The organism is Acinetobacter seifertii (genome assembly GCF_016064815.1).
Taxonomy (GTDB): domain Bacteria; phylum Pseudomonadota; class Gammaproteobacteria; order Pseudomonadales; family Moraxellaceae; genus Acinetobacter; species Acinetobacter seifertii.
Window position 1 is genome coordinate 3671465 of sequence record NZ_CP065820.1, and the last position, 20012, is coordinate 3691476.

Here is a 20012-nt window from a genome sequence, read left to right on the forward strand (position 1 = left end):
GTTTTCCACACGCTTGTCCACATGGTTATAGACAGGATTATCCACACCCCAAGTATTTGTTAATTCTAAAATTAGATCATTTATCAGCATTTTTTATGCAATTTTATCCTCAGCAAAGTAACCTAAAATAGCATCAAGTCGTAGAATAAATTCTGTACTTGGCTGCCAATAATAATAACCCTGCTCAGCTTCGCCATTCATACCACGCAAGTAAAGATAAGTCGCCCCACCTAGGTGTTGCTCAATATCATAATTTTGCATTTTGACTTTTAAATAACGATGTAGCGCAACCAAATACAAGCCCGCTTGCAACCAATAACTGGCTAAAGACATACTTTGAGCAATACTTTCTACACTGTAATCGGCAAGGTTTTCACCCAAGTAGTTACTCTTATAGTCAGCAATGTGATAACGCTGCCCATCAAAATAAACCAAGTCTATCGAACCATTTAAATAACGTGCAGAACGAGCCTCTAATAACTCAGGCATTTCCATTCCATATTCAGCAAACAGCTGCTGAATACGTTTCATGGCTAACACACGATCTGAGAGCGCCAAATAAAAAGGACACTCTGATAAATAGTGCTCTGGTTGTAACTGATTTAGGCGAAAACCTTGATATAACGACGTGTTTAGAATCTCTTGCAGCCATGTAGCCACAGCGTGATAAAGCGAATATTCTGCTTCTTGTTCTTCGGGAAAGCTTTCTTGGTATTTGATTAATAAATCTTGCCACAAACTACTATAGTCATTTTTAAAACGACGACGTATTTCACTTACCCACTCATCTGCACATTGAAAATCAATATGCTCAAAAATTTCATGTAAGAAATTACCTGCAAGTGTTCCTCTAGGAAAGTTGCTTTTAATCCAGCTAATTGGCTGTGCTGCGGTCACTTCAACAGAAATAACTTGATCGAGTTCATCTTCGGCTAAAACAGCTTCATGATTTTGACTCGCGAGTAAATCTGTACCTACTTTATGTCTTAAATGCTGTGCCAGATAACTAAAACTGGTTTTGCCTCTCGAATAAAAGCGCTGGTCAGGAAAGTGTTGTGCCTGTATATCAATAATATTAATGTGTTGATTTAAATGCATGGCAGCAGGTGGCTGCTCCAAAATCATTTCATCGCAACAACAACGGTGCTGGAAAGGTTCAGCTCTATTTTTCCAAAAAGCTAAACCTGAAACAGACTTACCATCTGTATCTTGCATGAGCGCATAAACACGATGACTAGCACGGGTTAAAGCCACATACCAAAGGCGGTTTTGTTCCGCCAAAGCCCGTTCTTCATGCTGCTTCAGTTCGGTTTCGTTTAAATACGTTTTATCGGCAATCGCAACAACTCGTTGTGTTACGGTTTGAGCAGATTCAGGCGTAGTGACATCTTGAGTTGAGAAATTGAGTGTTTTGTTATTTTCCCGAAATGGCTTATCAGCCCCAAGCAAAAAGACAATTTTAAACTCAAGGCCTTTCGACTGGTGAATAGTCATGAGCTGTACGCCAGCTTCACTCGACAATCTACGCTCTAGCTCCCACTCTCGGTCAAGCGGCGATTGTAATTGCTTGAGATACCAATGATAGAGATTTTGCGCACCCTGATATTTCTCGCTATGTTGACTTAAAATTTCGGTCAAATGACGCAAGTTCACCACGACCCGCTCATTATCTTTACTCTGAGCAGCAACCAGATTTTTCCAAATGCAAAATTGGTTTAAACATTGCTGCCATGCTACTAAAAAGCCCTGAGCCGACCACAATTCCCGAATAGCATCAAAGCCTGTCATAAACTGGCTTAAACCTTCAGCTGTTTGCTCAAGTTGCAACAGTTGTTTTAGATCCATAGCAAACAATCGGCTAATCAAAGCTCGTTTCACTTTTGCCTCATCGTAAGGATGAAGAATCGCGGTGAGTAAGGCCCCAACATCTTGAGCAATTGTGCAATCAAAAACACTTCGTTTTGACGGCCGGTTAACGCGTATTCCTAAACGTTCTAATTCAAACTGAACTTTATCAAGGCCATCATGATTGCGTGACAAGACCGCAATATCATCTTCATTTAAAGCTTGGGTCTGAGTATCTTTTTGAAGATATAACTGCCCAGTATGTGACTGGTTAAGTAAATCCCGAATCTTCCATGCTACTTGCTGTGCTTCCGTTTCCTTGTCTTTTAGCAGAAGCCAACGTAAAGGGTGCGGGTTAGGCTGATTTTGATCGACTAAAGCTGGGTGAGGTCGAGTCCCTGCCCGAATCGGGTCATATTGAACTTGCTCACCGAAGTCGATTTGCCTTTGAAACAAGGCATCAACCACTTCAACCAAGTTAGCGACTGAACGATGGTTATGAATTAATTTATATTCTCGACCATGCTTTGCCTGAATATCTTTATAAGCATTTAAAAAGGTAAGCATGTCCCCACCACGGAAACCGTAAATTGCCTGCTTACGGTCACCCACCATAATCATGCAACCTTTTTGGTAACGCTCTGGATGACGCCAAACGCTGGCGAGCATATCGTCTTGGTCTTGGTTAGTGTCTTGAAATTCATCGACTAAAATTAAGGGATATCGAGCCTGCACAAATACGGCGAAACGTTGCCCCTGCTCGCCCTTTAAAGCTTCTGACAAAGTGCGAATTTGCTGAGAAAAAGTCGTCTCGCCCTTGTTTTGTAAAACTTGTGGTAAACGTTTTTTAACCTCTACACACAAATAGGCTTTTAAATAAATATGAAGCTGATCGAACTGTTCAGCGTAGTCTTTCAGCACACCAAATAACTGCTGAATCTGCTGAATACAAGGATGTTGATAGAATCCATCTGAAATTTCGGCAGGACATTTTTTAAAAACTTTCTGATCGGTAAGTTGGCCTAAAAACTTAAAAACGAGTTCCCGTTGTGCTGCTAAAGATCCATCAAAAACTAAAATACTGTCGCTTTGGGTGAGAACTTGCAAAAGCTGCGGTAAACACTCGCTAAATAATTTGTTAAACGCCCCATTACGAAATATTGTGCCGCTTACATGTTTATAGTGTTCGCCATCAAGCGAGTAATACGGTTCTAAAAGGCTGATATCAATTTCTGTTGCCAACTGTTTGAGCTGAGCAAGCTGTTCAAATTCAATGGTAGGTTTTTCAGGAAGTTTAAAGTGAGCCGAACTAAAGTTCAGTGAGTCTTCGACCAGTTTGACAAAACTGTCGACACTTTTTAACTCACCTGCCAGATACAACGCATCAATCACAGTTTGAGGCTGAGACTGTATCCATTCACGTAGTACATCATGAATCAGTTGGCGGCTATAGGTTTTAGCATCATCGGTAATTTGAGCATGTTCAATTTTGCCGCTCTCAAAAGCAAACTCACGTAATAGCTTTTGGCTAAAGCTATCGAGTGTTCCGACAAACAACTCATCTAGCTGATCGATGACAAGCTTTAAACGCTCACAGGCATAGGCAATACGTGTCGCAAAATGCTTGAGAACATGTTGGAGTAATAAGTCAGATTCTTGCTCGGCCTGTAAAAGAACCTCTTTCTCAGTCAAGCTCCGCTTAGCATCTAAATAACGGTAGGTTTCGACTAAACGCGCACGAATTCGGCTTTTCAACTCGGCCGCAGCAGCACGGGTAAATGTGGTTGCAATGACTTGTCTAGGCAAATATTTCTCAAGAAAAATACGTACCATCAAACTCGACAGTGTGTAGGTTTTTCCTGTGCCCGCCGAAGCTTCAATTAAATGCAATCCGCTAAATTCAATATCAGTAATAGGTTGATAAGACACCTGTACTCTTGAGTTCATGCCTTACTCCGAATATTGAAATTGAAAAACTGGATGATACAGGTCATAGGCAAACTCATCACAAGCATGTTGAAGCAAAGCTTGTGCATCTTGTTCTTGCAAAATAAAACGCCAGTCCTTATGCAACTTACACGCTTCATTTTGAGTCATATCAATAGCGGTAAATGACCCAGTTTCATTCCAGTATTTTAACAGCTCGGTATAGCTCTTCTCATCCAGTTTTATTTTTTCTGTCGGATTTGTTGTTTCCCACTGATATGCCTTGGCTTTTTCCAGAGGCTTTAGCATTAAAGCTGCTGGTAGCACCAGTGGTTGCTGTTGAGCATAACGCCAGATCTTAAACCACGGTTGTAAATAGTGCCGAGCTTGCTCCGAACTAATACCTTTACAGATTACGGTTTGATCACTAAAAACCACTATACGGCGTCTTTCAGCTCCTGCACTTTCCTCATTTAAATAGGCCAACCAAAGCAGATACTCTAGCCAGACTTTTGCACGTCTTTTGGCCCGAGCACTCGATGCTTCCATGCTGACCCAATCCTGAGTTTCAGATTTTGGCACCGTAATATTCATATGAAGCTGTTTGGCAATTCGCCAGACTCGCTGCGTGGTTTGTGTCACGGCTGGCGTATAGTGGTGAAGACGCTCAAGCAGACATTCCTGTTCAAAAATACCCTGTTGCCATGCGCTGTATTGAACTTTGCCTACAGGTAATTGATCAAGTAGAGCCTCAGGCTGCGCCTGTTGTTCATTTTGCTGTAAAAAATGTCGAATGGTATAACGGCCTAAACCATCTAAAAGCAAAGGTTCGTTCTGATCTAGCTCCCCCACACTTCCCAAATTTTCGACACCTAAAGTTTTTAAATAAAGGCGTGCAGGGAAAGTCACATCCTGTATCCACTGATGGCTATCTAAAACCAGCATGTCAGGTATTTCTAAAGGATAAGATGTATTCGCCCAAGGCTTAAGAACACCAGATGCTTGCTGAATTTGCATAGCTACATTAAACCAGTGATCTTGGTAGCGAATATAGTTGTTCTCGGCCACAAAACCCTTCGGGTCAAACGGCTGTAAATAATGTAAATGGTAGAGTTGTTTTAATTGAGATGGAATTTCAATGCCTTCAATCACTTCACGTTCAGGTGTATTTGGCTCCGGTTTTACAATAAGCGCAAGATGTTCACGGAACTCTTGAAGAATACTTGAAGGATCTCTCACTTCACCGTCATTGACGTCAAATCCGTTATAAAACAGCCATAGATTTTCTTGAGCTAAAAGTAAGGCATCCAAGAAAGCGCCTTGGTCATCCTCAAGGCGGGAACGGTCACCTAGTTGTTGACGTAAAGCATCCATCAAATCAAATGGCACGTGGGTATCACGGTTTGGGAACTGCCCTGCATCAAGGTTCAACATCACAATTAAGCGATAAGGTAAGGGACGAATTTGTCCAATCTGGGCAAAGGTAATCTGCCCAGTCGGTTCAGCTTGTGCCGTCTGGTTTTCTAAAGTTCGCTGAATCTCATCGAGGATATAAGGCAAAGGCAAGGTAATTTTACGTAAGGTGCCTGTTTCTGCCTCGGCATAGTAACTTGCAAGCGTTAACATACGCTCTTGTTTTTTTAGAATTTCCCGAGCAGCTTTTAAAGCAGCCACACCAGCTTGTTCAAACTCGACTATATCTTGCGACAACACTTGCAGCCAGTATTCTACTGTATGTACTTTTCTTTGCTCATGCATAATGAGCCAGTCACGGCGCTCATTTAAATCTTGATAAATCTGAATGAGCGTACCAATCAGCTCAAAATCGCCTGGTTGAACCTTGGCGTAACTAAGTACCTGATTAAACGTAGCATGTTCAGGAATTGCAATGCCGAGTGCTAACCGCTCTAAAGCAAATTTAAAACTATAGCGATAATCATCATCGCCGTCACATAAGCTACGTTTCAGATGCTCTGCATCAAGACCACGTTTAAACCCTGCATCGGCCAGTAATGCCAAAACTCGCTCTACTTGAGGATATTCAAGAGCATAGCGCTGCTGCGTCGCATGTAAACCAAGCCAGTCAGCGAAATCATCAAAGCTAAATCGTCCTTGCATAAGGTGAATACGCCCAATCACGGCACGCCATGCATTGAGTGCATCAAGTGAGGCAATACCTGCTATTTTGACAGGCAAATGCACGCCTTGCTCGGTTGCAGTAGCAGGAAAAACACTTCGTATTAAAGGCTCAACTTCTGCCAAATTAGGCACTAAAACCAGAATATCATTTGGACGACGCGGCTGTTCATGCGGTTTAGCCAACCAGCCAATCAACTGCTCTTTCAAGACTTCAAGTTGTCGCAATGTTGAGTGGCAAACATGAATCTGGATAGAGTCATCATTCGATGCGAGTTCATATTGCTTAGGCTGTGGTTCCACCAAATGCAAAATATCTGACTGAACTTTACCAAGTAAACTTTCAGGAAAATCATCTACAAAGGCGTCGACCCATTTACCTTCCTCACCAGTAGACAGGTTCGAAAGTAATGAGAAGTGATCGCGGGCTTGTTTGCCCAGTCTTGTTAAAAGTGGATGCCTCGACTCACGCGCCTCAGCATTAAAGTTAAGCGTAAATTTATCAAAGAAATCGGCAATTTCAGCATCGGTCGCTTGAGGATTTTTCGCAATAAAACGCTCTTTCACACCTAAGTCATAACGCTGTTTCCACAGCGGATCGACACTATCGGCCCAATATTCTTGTGAAGGGTTATAGTGCAAAATCAAAACATCAATGTATTGCCCTAAACGGCGCAAAAACTGAAGCTGGCTGGGTGGTAAATCTAGCAAAGTAAAAGTGACTATTTGGTCTGGTAAACGAGACAGTGCTTTCTTCTGGCGCTCAGGATGGCCTAATTCCTGCCAAAACAGCTCGTCAATTTGCTGCATTTGCATAAAATCATCATGAAAATGCTGCTGCCATAACCAGCGCTGCCAACGCTCTAGCTCTTGTGTTTGCTGCAAAGTAAATGCAGAAATTTCTTTATCTTTCTGCACAATATACTTTTCGATATCCAGCGTTCGGCCTTGTCCCCACGCTGCTAACCAGTTATTTGGACAAATACAGGTGTTTTCACAACCACGTTGGCACTGTCCCCGATAGACCATATAGTTACTAAATAAATCGGCAACTTGTTCAGCCACCCAATACAACATTTTTTGTTTTTTTAGCTGTTTCTCAATCCCTTGTTCAAGTCGATCTGCGCTGTCGTAAATACGCTGAACAATAGAATGTAATGGATGAGAGTCATCTATACTCATTTCATCAGGCTGAATAAATTCTTGTAATGCCTGATGTACACGCCATTTAAAAATCAGGCGTGGAATATTCGCTTTACGAACCTGTTCTTTATGCGCAGTAAGAACCTGTTGATAGGCATACCACTGAAAACCGCGAACTCGTTGATGGAACTGGTAATTGGCCGTCATTCCTTGTTGTTCTGCAAGTTTTTGTATCAGCCACTGCTCAACTGCAGGGCTAGGTACAATAAAATGCTGGGCTTTCAAAACCTGTAAAGGATGCGTAGAAGGTTGGGACGTAGATGCCAGTACGCCCTGCAACAACACATCAATACGTTGACTTTGAATAACATGGATGCCCATTTATTTCATACCCTACTCGCATAATTTATGCACAAAATCATAAACATTCATTACTATACAACTGAATCTGACTATGTCACGTTGGTTTAAACACAGCATAATCTAACTTTAGGTGTCACTTGCCTTGTGTTTGGAAGGCACCATTAAGGAACCCATTACAGGTAAACATTATGAAAATTGATAACATTCCTGACTATATTGATCCTAGCCTAAATCTGGAACAAATTCGCGATGAGTGCAACGATCTCATTCAGAAAAGAGCTTACGTCTCTGCTGGCGCAGCAATTGTACCGATTCCTTTTTTTGACGTGGTCGTAGATTTGGGAATTTTGACACAGCTTATTCCCGATATTAATGCTCGCTTTGGCTTAGCACCTGAACATGTCAGCGTCTATGATCCAAAAACAAAAACCATTCATTGGGATGAATTGCGTAAACGTGGCTTTCAATTTTCAGGTTTTATGGTCGCGCGTACAACCGTTAAAAAAACCTTTAATGGTTTCTTTGGCAAAATCGTAACCAAACAAGTGACAAAATTTATACCATTAGGCGGACAAATTGTTGCAGCAAGTTTAGGTTATTTTATGATGAAAAAAATAGCCCAAACTCATCTAAATGATAGCTACAACCTTGCTAAACGCATTCAACAAAAGGGAATCAACTCAACAGTACTTGAGAGTTAATACAATCCTATCGTAATTTTTTAAGGCACGTGACTGTGCCTTATTTTTTGCTTTTAAAATTTACACAATAAAACAAAAGATATGTTAAAAACTGTAATCTTCACTTATTTTTTTAAGTTTTACTAAAGTTTAAAAGTCTATTATTCAGTCTACAATGCCAAATGAAATACGGAGAGTCATTGTGGAATATGGACAATCAACATCCCGTTTACGTGCCATTTTTAATGTAACCAGTGGCAACTTCCTAGAACAATATGACTTTTTCCTCTTCGGTCTATATGCAAAAGCGATAGGTGAAACTTTTTTTCATTCTGATAGCAGCTATGCCGCACTAATGAAAACTTTTTTGGTATTTGCCGTTAGCTTTTTGATGCGACCAATTGGCGCACTCGTCTTAGGCCCATATGTCGATCGAATTGGCCGCCGAAAAGGATTAATGGTCACCTTAAGTATTATGGCACTTGGTTCCTTGTTAATTGCATTAACACCCGGATATGCCACCATCGGCTTTGCAGCCACTGTCTTAATATTTGTTGGTCGTCTAGCCCAAGGTTTCTCAGCTGGGGTTGAATTAGGTGGTGTCTCCGTTTATTTATCTGAAATTGCTGAACCACATAACCGTGGGTTTATTACCAGTTGGCAATCTGCTAGCCAACAAGTTGCTGTAATTTTTGCTGCCACATTAGGCTATTTAGTCAGCTTAGCGTTTACAAAAGCACAAGTTGATGCCTGGGCTTGGCGTATTCCATTTTTTGTCGGTTGTGCAATTATTCCGTTTATATTCTGGTTACGTAAATCTTTAGCCGAAACCGAAGCTTTTGCCTCTCGAAAAGAGCATCCAACTACTAAACAAATTATGTCAACGCTTGCAGCGAATTGGAAAATTGTAGTCGTTGGGATGTGTATGGTTGCAACAACTACAACCATGTTCTATTTCATTACAGTTTACACCCCAACTTATGGAAAAGAAGTTCTACATTTAACAACTGCAGAAAGCTTATTTGCAACGGTAATGGTCGGGGCAAGTAACTTTATTCTATTACCTATAGGTGGTTATTTATCAGATAAAATTGGTCGAAAACCATTATTGATCACCACAACAGTTTTAATTTTTGTAAGTGCTTATCCACTATTAAGCTGGCTGACTCAAAACATTAGTTTGGCACACATGTTAGTTTCACTACTTTGGCTATCTCTGCTCTATAGTTTCTATAACGGCGCATTGGTCGTTTCCCTCACTGAAATGATGCCAAGCTCTGTAAGAATTGCTGGGTTCTCTGTAGCGTATAGTCTTGCCACATCTATATTTGGTGGGTTAACGCCTATGATTGCCACATATCTTGTACAAGAATCTGGCAGCAAAAGTATGCCTGCTTTCTGGTTAATGTTTGCCGCAATCATTAGTTTAATTGCAACGCTTATTGTATTTCGCAATCGGAAAACTCTTGCTATAGAATCTCCATCAATGAATGATCAACTTGCATAATCAAATAAGCAGTAATATTTAAACAGTTAAAGGCAGACCTTAGTCTGCCTTTAACTGTTTTAAAATCGCTCTTAACACCTCTAACCGAGCTGTATATTTGTCATCAGTCGCAACAATATGCCAAGGCGCATACTCAGTGCTCGTCCGTTCAAACATATCTGCCGCCGCTTTTAAATAATCATCCCATTTATCACGATTACGCCAGTCTTCTGCGGTAATTTTAAAGCGTTTATGCGGTGTCTCTTCTCTGGCTTTAAAACGCTGCTCTTGCTCATCTTTACTAATCGCTAGCCAAATTTTCACTACAATGGTTTGACTATCAAACAAATCTTTTTCAAAGCGGTTAATCTCATCATATGCTCTTTGCCACTCTAAAGGTGACGCAAACTCTTCAACTCGCTCAACGAGTACGCGACCATACCATGTCCGGTCAAAAATCGTAATTTTTTCAGCTTCATTAATACGGTTCCAGAAACGCCATAAATAAGGATGTCTCGCTTCAAAACGTTCAGGGGCTCCAATACAGTGAATTTCATATTCACGCGGATCTAAATTTTTAACAATTCGTTTAATGGCACCACCTTTACCTGCGGCATCCATTCCTTCAAACGCAATCACCACATTTCGTTTATCAAAGCGCATGCTATCTGCAATTCTTTTGCTCAGCTTATCGAGCTCTTTTTTATATTCGGCTTTATCGAGCTGTTCCTGAGCAGGTTTTAACAAACTTTCAGGAATCTTTGCTTGCTGCCATTTTCCTTTGACTTCACTTTCATGCTCAGGTAAATCACGCATATTTTGCAAAAGATATTGGGCAAAAAACTGATCACGCTGTGTTTCATCTTCCCCATCAATAATGTACCAATCATCGGTAAAACGGCGGCGTAAATTTTGCAAAGTGTCATATTGTTTTTTATTACGCCAGTCTAAGCCGTGGAGTTTATGCCAGTGCTGTTCAGAAGGGTCTATTTTATCTAACCGTTTTTGCAATGATTTCCAAGAAAGATCAAACCAGACTTTAATAACATCGACATAATTATTTTTTAAGTCTTGCTCAAATGAACGCATATTTTCAGCATACGCATCAAAACGTGCCTCATCCAAAGGCTCTGCAACATGAGTTGCCGTGACAAGCAAGTCGCTATACCAATTGCCAAACATCACCACAATTTGGCCTTCAGTTGGAATAAATTCTGAATAAAACTGCCAAAATGCTTCTGTATCGGTAAGCATACGTGGCGCATCTGCTTTTACCCGCAAATATCTCGGGTCTAACCATTCGCGAAGCTGCTTAACTGCCTCCCCCTTTCCAGCAAGCTCAATACCACTCATTAATATCAATGTACTTTTAGCATTAGGCTTACCTCGACTATCTTTTAAAGCATATTGTGCTTCAATCAAATCGACTGAAAGCTGTTCTTTATCTCGAATTTCGAATTTCGGTTGTTGTTTACTCATACTCTGGAGCTCTAATCTTTTATTGTTTAATTTCGATGATCTTTAACTTATGCGCTTAAATGATGAATTGCTATACAAATTATGTCATTGCGGCAAGATTTTACTTAAAAATTGACGCATAAATCATTTTTTTTACATCTACTCGCCATAGTAGAAGGTTACAATGCCTCTTATGATTTTTTGTAAATAGCCCAATATTAGAGCCTTACATGTCTAAACTCGCTGCTTTTGATGATCTTTTACAACAATATAAAACATTTAATTATCATGATAATCCTGTGCTTGCCCAACGTTTGCAAGATGTACAAACATGGCTAAAAGAGCGGATGAAAGATACCCATCATGACTTTTTTAATTTGCCAGAGCATAAGCTCATGTCAGAGTATTTTTTAAACCGTTTATATGGTGGCCCAGAGTTCGATGCGCTTGCTGCACAAATTGAACGTCTATTGAAATATGCCCATAAAGCCGAAAAAGTATTGCCTGAAAATGCGATTAAAACCGGAACTAAATCGGTAAGTTTGGCTGTGCTTGCGACTCAACTTGATGAGCAAGTGGCCATGCAACTTCTCGCAGACTACCCAGCAGATACCGTACTCACCGACGAGATCATGCGCTTAACCTTAATCAAGCTTGATCAAGCAGAAGCCCGTTATCAACAGCTTGCTCTTCTTGACGATCTAGGGATCGCTTTAGATAAATACATGCGTTCATTTATGATGTTCACTGCATTTAAAATGTGTAAAGGAATTGCTCAAAAATATCATTTCGAATTGATGTATGATTTTATTCAAGATGGTTTTAGTGCGATGAAACCGTTAAAATCTGCCGAGAGCTTTATCAAGACTTTTACGGAAAAAGAACGCCAAATTGTTGAAAATGTACATTCAGGGCATCCGAATCCGTTTAGAGTGTGATAAGGTCGGCACATAGAAAAACTCAACCTCACGAAGTTGAGATTTTATTCATTATATTTGCATGATGATGCCTGTAAAAATAGACAAAATCTGTCATCATGCAGAACTTATTCCGTTTCACTTGAGTTTGAGTCTAGGAGAGACAATATGTCTAACGAAAACCAAAAGCCAACATCTCCAACTGAGCAGGCACAAAGTTCAGACAAAGTTAGCCCATTCCTAAGCTCACCTTTACCGCAAGGTACACCTCAAGGGCAACAACAATCTTTACAGCAAACGCTAACAGATACACCTGTTAGTGGTTCTGTACCTAAATATAATTTACCACGTGGCGCAGGTAACACTGGCAACGTTGGTGAAACAACACACTTTGGTTACTCAACAGTTAGAACTGAAGATAAAGCTCAAAAAGTTGCTGAAGTTTTTCACTCGGTTGCAAGCAAATATGACTTGATGAATGACTTGATGTCATTTGGTATTCACCGTCTATGGAAGCGCTTTGCAATTAATATGTCTGGTGTTCGCCGTGGTCAACACGTATTAGACATTGCTGGCGGTACAGGTGACTTAGCAAAAGTATTTAGTCGTGAAGTAGGTCCGCAAGGTCATGTGGTACTTTCAGACATTAACGAGTCTATGCTGAATGTTGGTCGTGACCGTCTAATTGATGCAGGCTGTACCAATGTCGATTTCGTTCTTGCCAATGCAGAAACATTAGAGCCATTTGCAGACAACAGCTTTGACCTTGTAACTATTAGCTTTGGTTTACGTAACGTAACTGATAAAGATGCAGCACTTGCCTCTATGTTCCGTGTATTGAAACCAGGTGGCCGTTTACTGATTCTTGAATTCTCTAAACCTGTATTTGAGCCATTCTCAAAACTTTATGATCTTTATTCATTCACTGCTTTACCGATTATGGGTAAATTGGTTGCCAATGACTCAGAAAGCTATAAGTACTTAGCTGAATCAATTCGTATGCATCCAGACCAACGTACTTTAAAAGGTATGATGGAAAATGCTGGTTTCCAGAACTGTGACTATCACAACTTAACTGCTGGTATCGTTGCCGTTCACCGTGGTTTCAAACTGTAAGGTATAGCGATATGTGGTCGATTCTGGCACTCGGTGCAGTCGAACGTATCATTCATCATCTGATCGATCTGGATGCATTAACCCGCATTCAGCTCAATCAGTTACAGGGCAAAATGTTGCGTGTTGTGATCGATAGCCCGCAACTTTCTGTCGATGTATTCTTTGACCAAGAAAAAGTACGTCTTGAACCTACTGCAACTGGGCATAGCGAAAAACCTTCTATTTTTGAACAACGCCCTTTTGATCCGCAATTCAAAATTTCTGAAGCAACAGCAACTTTGCACGTTAAAGATGTGGTTGAACTCATCAAACTATTGGTGAGTGATGCAGACCAGATTGGTAATATCCCACTAGAAGGTGACTATCACCTATTACAAGATATTCAAAAAATTATGCAGCAAGCTGAACCTGATTTAGCTGCGCATTTATCAAAATGGATTGGTCCGCAACTCGCTCATGAAATTGGCAAGATTCAACTTGCACCAAAGCATTTAAAACGTTCTCTTCAAAGCCATCTATTTTTTGCTGAAGATGCTTTAAAAGAAGACAGTGGTTTATTTGCCCCACGTTGGGAAATGGACAATTTAAATCAAGCTACACGTAAGCTTAATCAAGATATTGACCGTCTAGAAGCTAAATTGCAGCAGCTCAATGCACAACTACAACCCACTCAAGACTAGGTAAGACTGTATATGATTCCGCACGTTTCACGTTTACTCGAACTTTGGCGTATTGCAGCGCACTATAGACTCGATACGTTATTCCCTGCGGATGAATTACCTGTTAAAGCTCAGCGTGCATTAAGTGTTATTAAAATGCATCCTGCTGCATGGTCGAGTCGCGAACGTAAAAATCCTTTAAAGCTTAAAGAAGCTTTAGAAGAGATGGGTCCACTTGCAATCAAACTTGGACAATTACTGTCGACTCGACGTGATTTAATTCCACCTGAAATACTCGCTCAATTGGTCTTACTACAAGATCAAGTCAAACCTTTTGATAGCAATGTTGCCAAACAACGTATTCAAGAGTCATTAAAAGCTGACGTAAATACCTTGTTTGCACGATTTGATGACCAGCCATTAGCGGCTGCTTCAATTGCACAAGTTCATACTGCTGCTTTGCACGATGGTCGAGAAGTCGTTGTTAAAGTGACTCGCCCCGACATTCGTAATCAAATTTTGCAAGACTTTGAGATTTTGGCATGGTTAGGCAACACACTAGAAAGTCGCCTTGAAGCTGCTCGTGCCTTACATCTATCTGAAATTATTCAAGACTACCGCCAGATTATTTTAAATGAGCTGGACTTGAGTATCGAAGCAGACAACACTCGTCGTATGCGCCATTACTTTACTGGCTCAACCATGATGTACGTGCCTGAAGTCTACATGGATACCAAAGATGTCATGGTGGCTGAACGTATTACTGGTGTGCCTATTTCAGATACGGCAACCTTTGACCGTCTAGGCATGGATCGCGCACAACTTGCAGAGAAAGGATTAACAATTTTCTTTACGCAAGTATTCCGCGATAACTTTTTCCATGCTGACATGCATCCCGGCAATGTCTTTGTAGAAACAATTAACCCAAGCAATCCACGCTTTATTGCACTCGACTGTGCAATTATGGGTGAGTTATCTAAGCATGACCAAATGACCATTGCCCGCATGTTGCTTGCTGTCATGAATAGCAACTTTATGCAGCTCATTCAAATTGTGCATCAAGCTGGCTGGATTCCACCGGGAACTGATCAAGATGCGCTATCGCGTGAAATGCGTCGCACAGTTGGTCCAATGGTATCTAAACCAATGGATCAACTTGATTTTGCGGGCATCTTGATTCAAGTAATGGATATTGCCCGTCGCTTCCATTTAGAGATTCCACCTCAACTCATGTTGTTGCTCAAGACTTTAGTGCATGTCGAAGGTCTAGGCACCGATCTTTACCCGCAGCTCGATATCTGGAAATTGGCAAAACCTATTTTGACTGAATGGGTCAAAGCCAACATGAACCCAGTCAAAAATATAAAAGAGTTAGGACAGCAACTACCTGACCTGCTTTTAGGTGCCCAAGATTTCCCAAGCTTAATTGTTGACAGTTTAAATGGTTTAAAAAATCAGTCTGCTTGGCAAGACCGTCAGTTACGCGAAATGCAGCAACTTCGTTTGCAAATGGAACATCAACAACGCCGCAGTTGGATATTTGGCAGTACCATGCTGATTTTGCTCACCATCGCGATTATTAGCCCTTGGTTTGTTTCTATTATTTTAATTGTGCTAAGCAGTTTATTAGCGCTTTGGCGTATATTGAAATAAGTTCTAAAACCCTTGCAAGTGCAAGGGTTTTTTATGGCCAACTTTAATTTTTAAAAAATATAGATCGCTTATTCGTTCATTGCTAAATTAGCATTCATAAATGCTTGAAAAGAACAAACAATGAAAACACCTCATTTTGCTATTATCGGGGCAGGTACAGCAGGTTTAGCCACTGCCATTTTACTTGCCCGAGAAGGCAATAACGTTACTATTTTTGAACAAGTTGATGAGTTATCTCCGGTAGGTGCTGGATTATTACTACAACCCGCGGGCTTAGCTGTATTTGAACATTTAGGTGTACTCGACAAAGCCTTAACCTTAGGTGCGAGAGTCACGGGCCTAGAAGGACAACTTCCGGATAAGCGCCTTTTAGTTAACAGTCATTATCACGAAGCATCAGCAAATCTTTATGGTTTAGGCATACACCGTGCCACTTTATGTCATGTGCTCACTCAAAAGCTTAGCGAGTATTCAAGCCAGATTACTTGGTGTATGAACCATTCTATTGAAAGTTTTGAAGAACGTAACGATGAAGTTCGACTATTCGGAACTCATCAAAACCAAAAGTTTGATGCTTGCTTTGATGGCCTACTCATAGCCAATGGTGCTCGTAGCCAGTTACGCCCCAAAGCATGGGTAAAGGTTGACAAAGCTTATCCATGGGGAGCGGCGTGGAATATCGTGCCTGAGTGCCAAGTCCTCGACTCTGAGATTCTGCATCAATTTTATGATCGCTCGAAAATTATGATGGGAATTCTTCCTACAGGAGCCATTCCAACAGAACCTCAACAGCGCCTTTCGAGTATATTTTGGAGCTTACCTACCCCGCAATTACAAAGCTTTTTACAAGATGAACAAGCTAAACAAACTTGGTTAAAGCAAGTCTCAGAACGATGGCCCAAAGTGGCAGAATGGCTAAAAGAAATTTTGTATAATAGTCAAACTGAGTCTAAATGGTTATCTGCAAACTATCGCGATGTCGTCATGACTCAATTTGGTCAAGGAAGAATCGGGGTAATTGGAGATGCAGCTCATGCAATGAGTCCACAGTTAGGGCAAGGTGCAAATATGGCGTTATTAGATGCTTGGGCTTTTTCTCAATCATTACAACATGCCAAGAAGAACCAGAATATTGATTGGTCCCTACTCTGGCAGCACTATCACCAGCTTCGCCACTCATCAACCCAGTTTTATCAATTTCTTAGTCGCTTATTAACACCACTTTATCAATCTGATCATTGGTGGACTGGAGGTTTAAGAGACCTTGTTTTTCCGTGGATGTATCAAATTCCCTATTTTCGAAAGGAAATGGCCATCACAATTTCAGGTTTAAAGACTAGTCCGTTTCAACAAATTGATTATGATCGAGTCGCTCAATTGCCTAAAGAAAGCAGTGCGTTTCATTTAAAAAATGAATCTCTGTCTGACTATTAACCCATCCAAATGATAGTGAGTAGCATATGAAAATCAGCCATCTTGATCATCTTGTTTTAACAGTTGCCAGTATTGAGAATACATGTAATTTCTATCAAACCGTATTAGGGTTTGAGGTCATCACTTTTAAAGGTGATAGAAAGGCTCTACAGTTTGGAAATCAAAAAATAAATTTACACCAGCAGGGCAAAGAATTTGAACCTAAGGCATTACAGCCAACTCCCGGATCTGCCGACCTGTGTTTTATTTCAGATACCCCTATTTCAGAAGTGGTTGCACACCTTAATCAGTTAAATATTCAAATTGAAGAAGGTCCTGTTGAACGTACTGGTGCAATGCACTCTATTCTTTCAGTTTATATTCGCGACCCAGATCAAAATTTGATTGAGATTTCAAACAACATAAAGTTATAAGTCATTTATAGTTTGCAGGGATATTTTGTAATTGTTTTTCAATATCCCAATCTTTAGGTTTCTCTTTTAATACCCACCAATTAGCACCTGCCTCCAACCATCTCTTGCGGTTTGCTTTTACAGATTCTTTAGTACAATCTTCATATCCAAACTCAGTGCCACAACAACCACAAATAGCAAAGTTTGGATTTTCCCCATTTTCACCCCACGGCTCTTCATCTTGTATCAGCCCACATACTCGACAAGCAAAATTTTCTATTTTTTCCAAAATTTATTTTCCTAAGTTATATAATATGCTGAGATAATTTTATAATAGCGATGACTTCATAAATTAAAATTAATTTAAACAACTCACAAGTTATAAGTTACTCATATCTATCTTACATATAAATCATATAACCGATTTTTTATACAACAAGCATAGCCAACCCCAAGCACAAGCGCTACACTAGCTCATTTCCACTCAATGGATTTCCGCTCATGTCAAACTGGTTAGATGAAGTTAAATTTGATTCCAATGGTCTTATCCCTGCCATTGCTCAACATCATCAAACCGGACGTATTTTGATGGTAGCGTGGATGAACCGTGAATCACTTGCGCTCACAGCAGAAAAAAATCAGGCTGTATACTTCTCTCGCTCTCGCCAAAAACTCTGGCACAAGGGGGAAGAATCAGGCCATTTTCAAACAGTTTATGAAATTCGTCTGGACTGTGACGGCGACGTAATTATTCTACAAATTGAACAACACGGTGGTATTGCATGCCATACGGGTCGTGAGTCTTGTTTCTACCGTAAACTTACCCCACAGGGTTGGGAAATTGTCGATGCACAATTAAAAGACCCTACTGCAATTTATGGTGACAAAGCTAAAACTGAAAACCACGATCACGCTCACACCACTGAACAAGTTGATGTGCTTGCTCACTTAGGGCAATTGATGCAAGAGCGTAAGCAAGCAGAAGCAGACACTTCATATGTTGCAAGCCTCTACAAAAAAGGCATTAATAAAATCTTAGAAAAAGTTGGCGAAGAAAGCGTAGAAACTATTATTGCTGCAAAAGACTACGCTGCTCAAAATACAGAAAGCAATTTAAATGACTTGATTTATGAAACTGCCGATTTGTGGTTCCATAGCATTGTCATGTTGGGTTATTTCGATCTTAATCCACAACTTATTATTGACGAATTAGCTCGTCGTCAGGGTTTATCTGGTTTAGTTGAAAAAGCTAACCGCAACAAGGTTTAAAATCACTCAGTGTCGAATATCGAAAAACCTAAAGCCACCTATGAGCAAGCAATTGCCATAGATAACGGACGTCTTGGGCAATCATTTAAAGTGATTGCCTATGCGGGTACAGGTAAAACCACCACATTACAAATGATTAGCGATGCCATGCCTGAACGGCGTGGTATGTACCTAGCATTCAACAAGGCCATTGCAGGCGAAGCTCAGAACAAATTTCATCGCAATGTAGACTGCCGTACTTTTCACTCACTCGCTTTTCGCAGTGTGCCACGCGGCGTAACTGATAAATTACGCTTGCCGCGCTTAAGTCCAAGCTTCATTGCAAAAGAATATCGACTAGAACCGATTACCTTACGACGCATGATGGGTGGGCGTTATGAAAAATACGTCTTAATGCCAAGTCGCCTCGCAAGTCTTGTCGCCAATGCGGTGAGTTATTTCTGTTCGACTAGCTCACAATACCCCGCTCCTCGACATATTCAGGCACCCAACTGGTTACATCCAGACGACATTACCGAGCTACAAACCCACCTTTACCCTGCTGTTGAACGGCGCTGGTTAGAGTCTATCGACCCGAACCATCAGGCCGGAATTGGTCACGATATTTATCTCAAGCTTTGGGCCTTGTCTGAACCTAACATTCCAGCCGATTATGTCTTATTTGATGAAGCCCAAGATGCCGATCCTTTAATGCTGGGGATTTTACTTCGTCAAAAAAGTACGCAAGTTATTTATGTAGGCGATGCACATCAGCAAATCTACGCGTGGCGCGGTGCAGTAAATGCCATGCAACAACTACCTTTGCCAGAGTCTCGTCTCACCACTTCTTTCCGTTTTGGAGAGGCAATTGCCGATGTCGCCAACGCTTTGCTAGGGGGGTTAAATGAAACAGTTCCTCTGCTTGGCAATCCGAACCAAAAATCAAGTGTCGTCAATAAGCCTCATACCAAAATGCGTGATGCGATTTTGTGTCGTACCAATGCTCGGGCAATGGAGCTTTTATTAGCTGGTTTAGTTCACGGTGATAAAGTAAGTTTGCAGGCAGACCATCAAAAACTAAACCGTTTTGTAGATGCCGCAAGCCTTTTGAAACAAGGAAAACGAGTTACTGACGTTCCCGAGTTGGCATGGTTTAACTCATGGCATGATGTTCATGAATATTGTGAAACCAATGAAGGAAGTGACATTAAACCATTGGTTAAACTGGTAGATGATCACGGTACTGATCCACTGAAAAAAGCGCTTGCAAAGATCACTCCACTTGAGCAGGCTGACTATGTCATCTCTACTGCCCATAAAGCAAAAGGACTAGAGTGGAATCGTGTTCATATTGAAGATGACTATCAATTTAAAATTAATGGCTTAGAGCACAAGATTACAGATGAAGAATTAAGATTACTTTACGTGGCCTGTACTCGTGCTAAAGTAAGTCTAAACATCCATCATCTTTATGATCTGATACAACAATTAAAAGTAAGGGCGCCTTTAAGTCTTCGAAAGTCGGTTGGTTGAAGCGCTCATAATTAGGTGAGCCT

Annotated in this window: 14 protein-coding genes; 10 read left to right on the forward strand and 4 right to left on the reverse strand. The window is 40.8% G+C overall.

All coding sequences use genetic code 11. The features are described 5' to 3' along the window. Positions 1-93: 93 nt before the first annotated feature. A complete protein-coding gene (locus I8T81_RS16960) occupies positions 94-3792 on the reverse strand; it encodes a UvrD-helicase domain-containing protein (protein WP_198071701.1) in 3699 nt (1232 codons plus the stop codon). Positions 3793-3795: 3 nt separating this feature from the next. Continuing rightward, positions 3796-7431: an exodeoxyribonuclease V subunit gamma gene (locus I8T81_RS16965; protein ID WP_198071702.1), complete on the reverse strand. Its 3636-nt coding sequence runs from the start codon at positions 7429-7431 to the stop codon at positions 3796-3798. 170 nt (positions 7432-7601) lie between these two features. Here I8T81_RS16965 and I8T81_RS16970 point away from each other — a divergent pair, with 170 nt between their 5' ends. Further along, positions 7602-8114, forward strand: a complete 513-nt coding sequence (locus tag I8T81_RS16970) for a hypothetical protein (RefSeq protein WP_198071703.1) — start codon at positions 7602-7604, stop codon at positions 8112-8114. Positions 8115-8295: 181 nt separating this feature from the next. Next, positions 8296-9600 (forward strand): MFS transporter, encoded by a 1305-nt coding sequence (gene tcuC, locus I8T81_RS16975; RefSeq protein ID WP_019456889.1) that lies wholly within the window; start codon positions 8296-8298, stop codon positions 9598-9600. Positions 9601-9639: 39 nt separating this feature from the next. Here tcuC and pap read toward each other — a convergent pair whose 3' ends face one another. Beyond that, a complete protein-coding gene (gene pap / locus I8T81_RS16980; RefSeq protein WP_198071704.1) occupies positions 9640-11058 on the reverse strand; it encodes a polyphosphate:AMP phosphotransferase in 1419 nt (472 codons plus the stop codon). A 209-nt stretch (positions 11059-11267) separates the two neighbouring features. Here pap and I8T81_RS16985 point away from each other — a divergent pair, with 209 nt between their 5' ends. The 6 genes from I8T81_RS16985 (at position 11268) to I8T81_RS17010 (ending at position 17229) form a co-directional block, all read left to right on the forward strand. Continuing rightward, the gene (locus I8T81_RS16985) at positions 11268-11975 is read left to right on the forward strand and encodes an FFLEELY motif protein (RefSeq protein ID WP_019456887.1); all 708 of its coding nucleotides are present in this window, start codon (positions 11268-11270) and stop codon (positions 11973-11975) included. A gap of 147 nt (positions 11976-12122) precedes the next feature. Continuing rightward, entirely contained in the window at positions 12123-13070 is a 948-nt protein-coding gene (gene ubiE / locus I8T81_RS16990; protein WP_004699042.1) for a bifunctional demethylmenaquinone methyltransferase/2-methoxy-6-polyprenyl-1,4-benzoquinol methylase UbiE, read from the forward strand. 11 nt (positions 13071-13081) lie between these two features. Further along, entirely contained in the window at positions 13082-13750 is a 669-nt protein-coding gene (locus I8T81_RS16995; RefSeq protein WP_191012511.1) for a ubiquinone biosynthesis accessory factor UbiJ, read from the forward strand. A gap of 12 nt (positions 13751-13762) precedes the next feature. Next, a complete protein-coding gene (locus I8T81_RS17000; RefSeq protein ID WP_004699046.1) occupies positions 13763-15382 on the forward strand; it encodes an ABC1 kinase family protein in 1620 nt (539 codons plus the stop codon). Positions 15383-15502: 120 nt separating this feature from the next. Further along, a complete protein-coding gene (locus I8T81_RS17005) occupies positions 15503-16816 on the forward strand; it encodes an FAD-dependent oxidoreductase (protein WP_198071705.1) in 1314 nt (437 codons plus the stop codon). Between the two features lie 26 nt (positions 16817-16842). Continuing rightward, positions 16843-17229, forward strand: a complete 387-nt coding sequence (locus I8T81_RS17010; RefSeq protein WP_198071706.1) for a VOC family protein — start codon at positions 16843-16845, stop codon at positions 17227-17229. A 1-nt stretch (position 17230) separates the two neighbouring features. On the opposite strand, the gene I8T81_RS17015 is transcribed toward I8T81_RS17010, so the two are convergent. Further along, complete coding sequence (locus I8T81_RS17015; RefSeq protein WP_198071707.1) at positions 17231-17497, reverse strand: hypothetical protein; 267 nt, start codon at positions 17495-17497, stop codon at positions 17231-17233. A 212-nt stretch (positions 17498-17709) separates the two neighbouring features. Here I8T81_RS17015 and hisIE point away from each other — a divergent pair, with 212 nt between their 5' ends. Together hisIE and I8T81_RS17025 are read left to right on the forward strand one after the other, a co-directional pair. Beyond that, complete coding sequence (gene hisIE / locus I8T81_RS17020; protein WP_198071708.1) at positions 17710-18477, forward strand: bifunctional phosphoribosyl-AMP cyclohydrolase/phosphoribosyl-ATP diphosphatase HisIE; 768 nt, start codon at positions 17710-17712, stop codon at positions 18475-18477. A 9-nt stretch (positions 18478-18486) separates the two neighbouring features. Continuing rightward, on the forward strand, positions 18487-19989 hold the full coding sequence (locus I8T81_RS17025; protein ID WP_016803971.1) for a UvrD-helicase domain-containing protein: 1503 nt from the start codon (positions 18487-18489) through the stop codon (positions 19987-19989). Positions 19990-20012: the final 23 nt, after the last annotated feature.

Coding starts and splice junctions, on each gene's coding strand:
- I8T81_RS16995 (WP_191012511.1), top strand. CDS start 13,082: ATGTGGTCGATTCTGGCACTCGGTGCAGTCGAACGTATCATTCATCAT.
- hisIE (WP_198071708.1), top strand. CDS start 17,710: ATGTCAAACTGGTTAGATGAAGTTAAATTTGATTCCAATGGTCTTATC.
- I8T81_RS17005 (WP_198071705.1), top strand. CDS start 15,503: ATGAAAACACCTCATTTTGCTATTATCGGGGCAGGTACAGCAGGTTTA.
- I8T81_RS16965 (WP_198071702.1), bottom strand. CDS start 7,431: ATGGGCATCCATGTTATTCAAAGTCAACGTATTGATGTGTTGTTGCAG.
- I8T81_RS16970 (WP_198071703.1), top strand. CDS start 7,602: ATGAAAATTGATAACATTCCTGACTATATTGATCCTAGCCTAAATCTG.
- I8T81_RS16985 (WP_019456887.1), top strand. CDS start 11,268: ATGTCTAAACTCGCTGCTTTTGATGATCTTTTACAACAATATAAAACA.
- ubiE (WP_004699042.1), top strand. CDS start 12,123: ATGTCTAACGAAAACCAAAAGCCAACATCTCCAACTGAGCAGGCACAA.
- I8T81_RS17010 (WP_198071706.1), top strand. CDS start 16,843: ATGAAAATCAGCCATCTTGATCATCTTGTTTTAACAGTTGCCAGTATT.
- pap (WP_198071704.1), bottom strand. CDS start 11,058: ATGAGTAAACAACAACCGAAATTCGAAATTCGAGATAAAGAACAGCTT.
- I8T81_RS17000 (WP_004699046.1), top strand. CDS start 13,763: ATGATTCCGCACGTTTCACGTTTACTCGAACTTTGGCGTATTGCAGCG.
- I8T81_RS16960 (WP_198071701.1), bottom strand. CDS start 3,792: ATGAACTCAAGAGTACAGGTGTCTTATCAACCTATTACTGATATTGAA.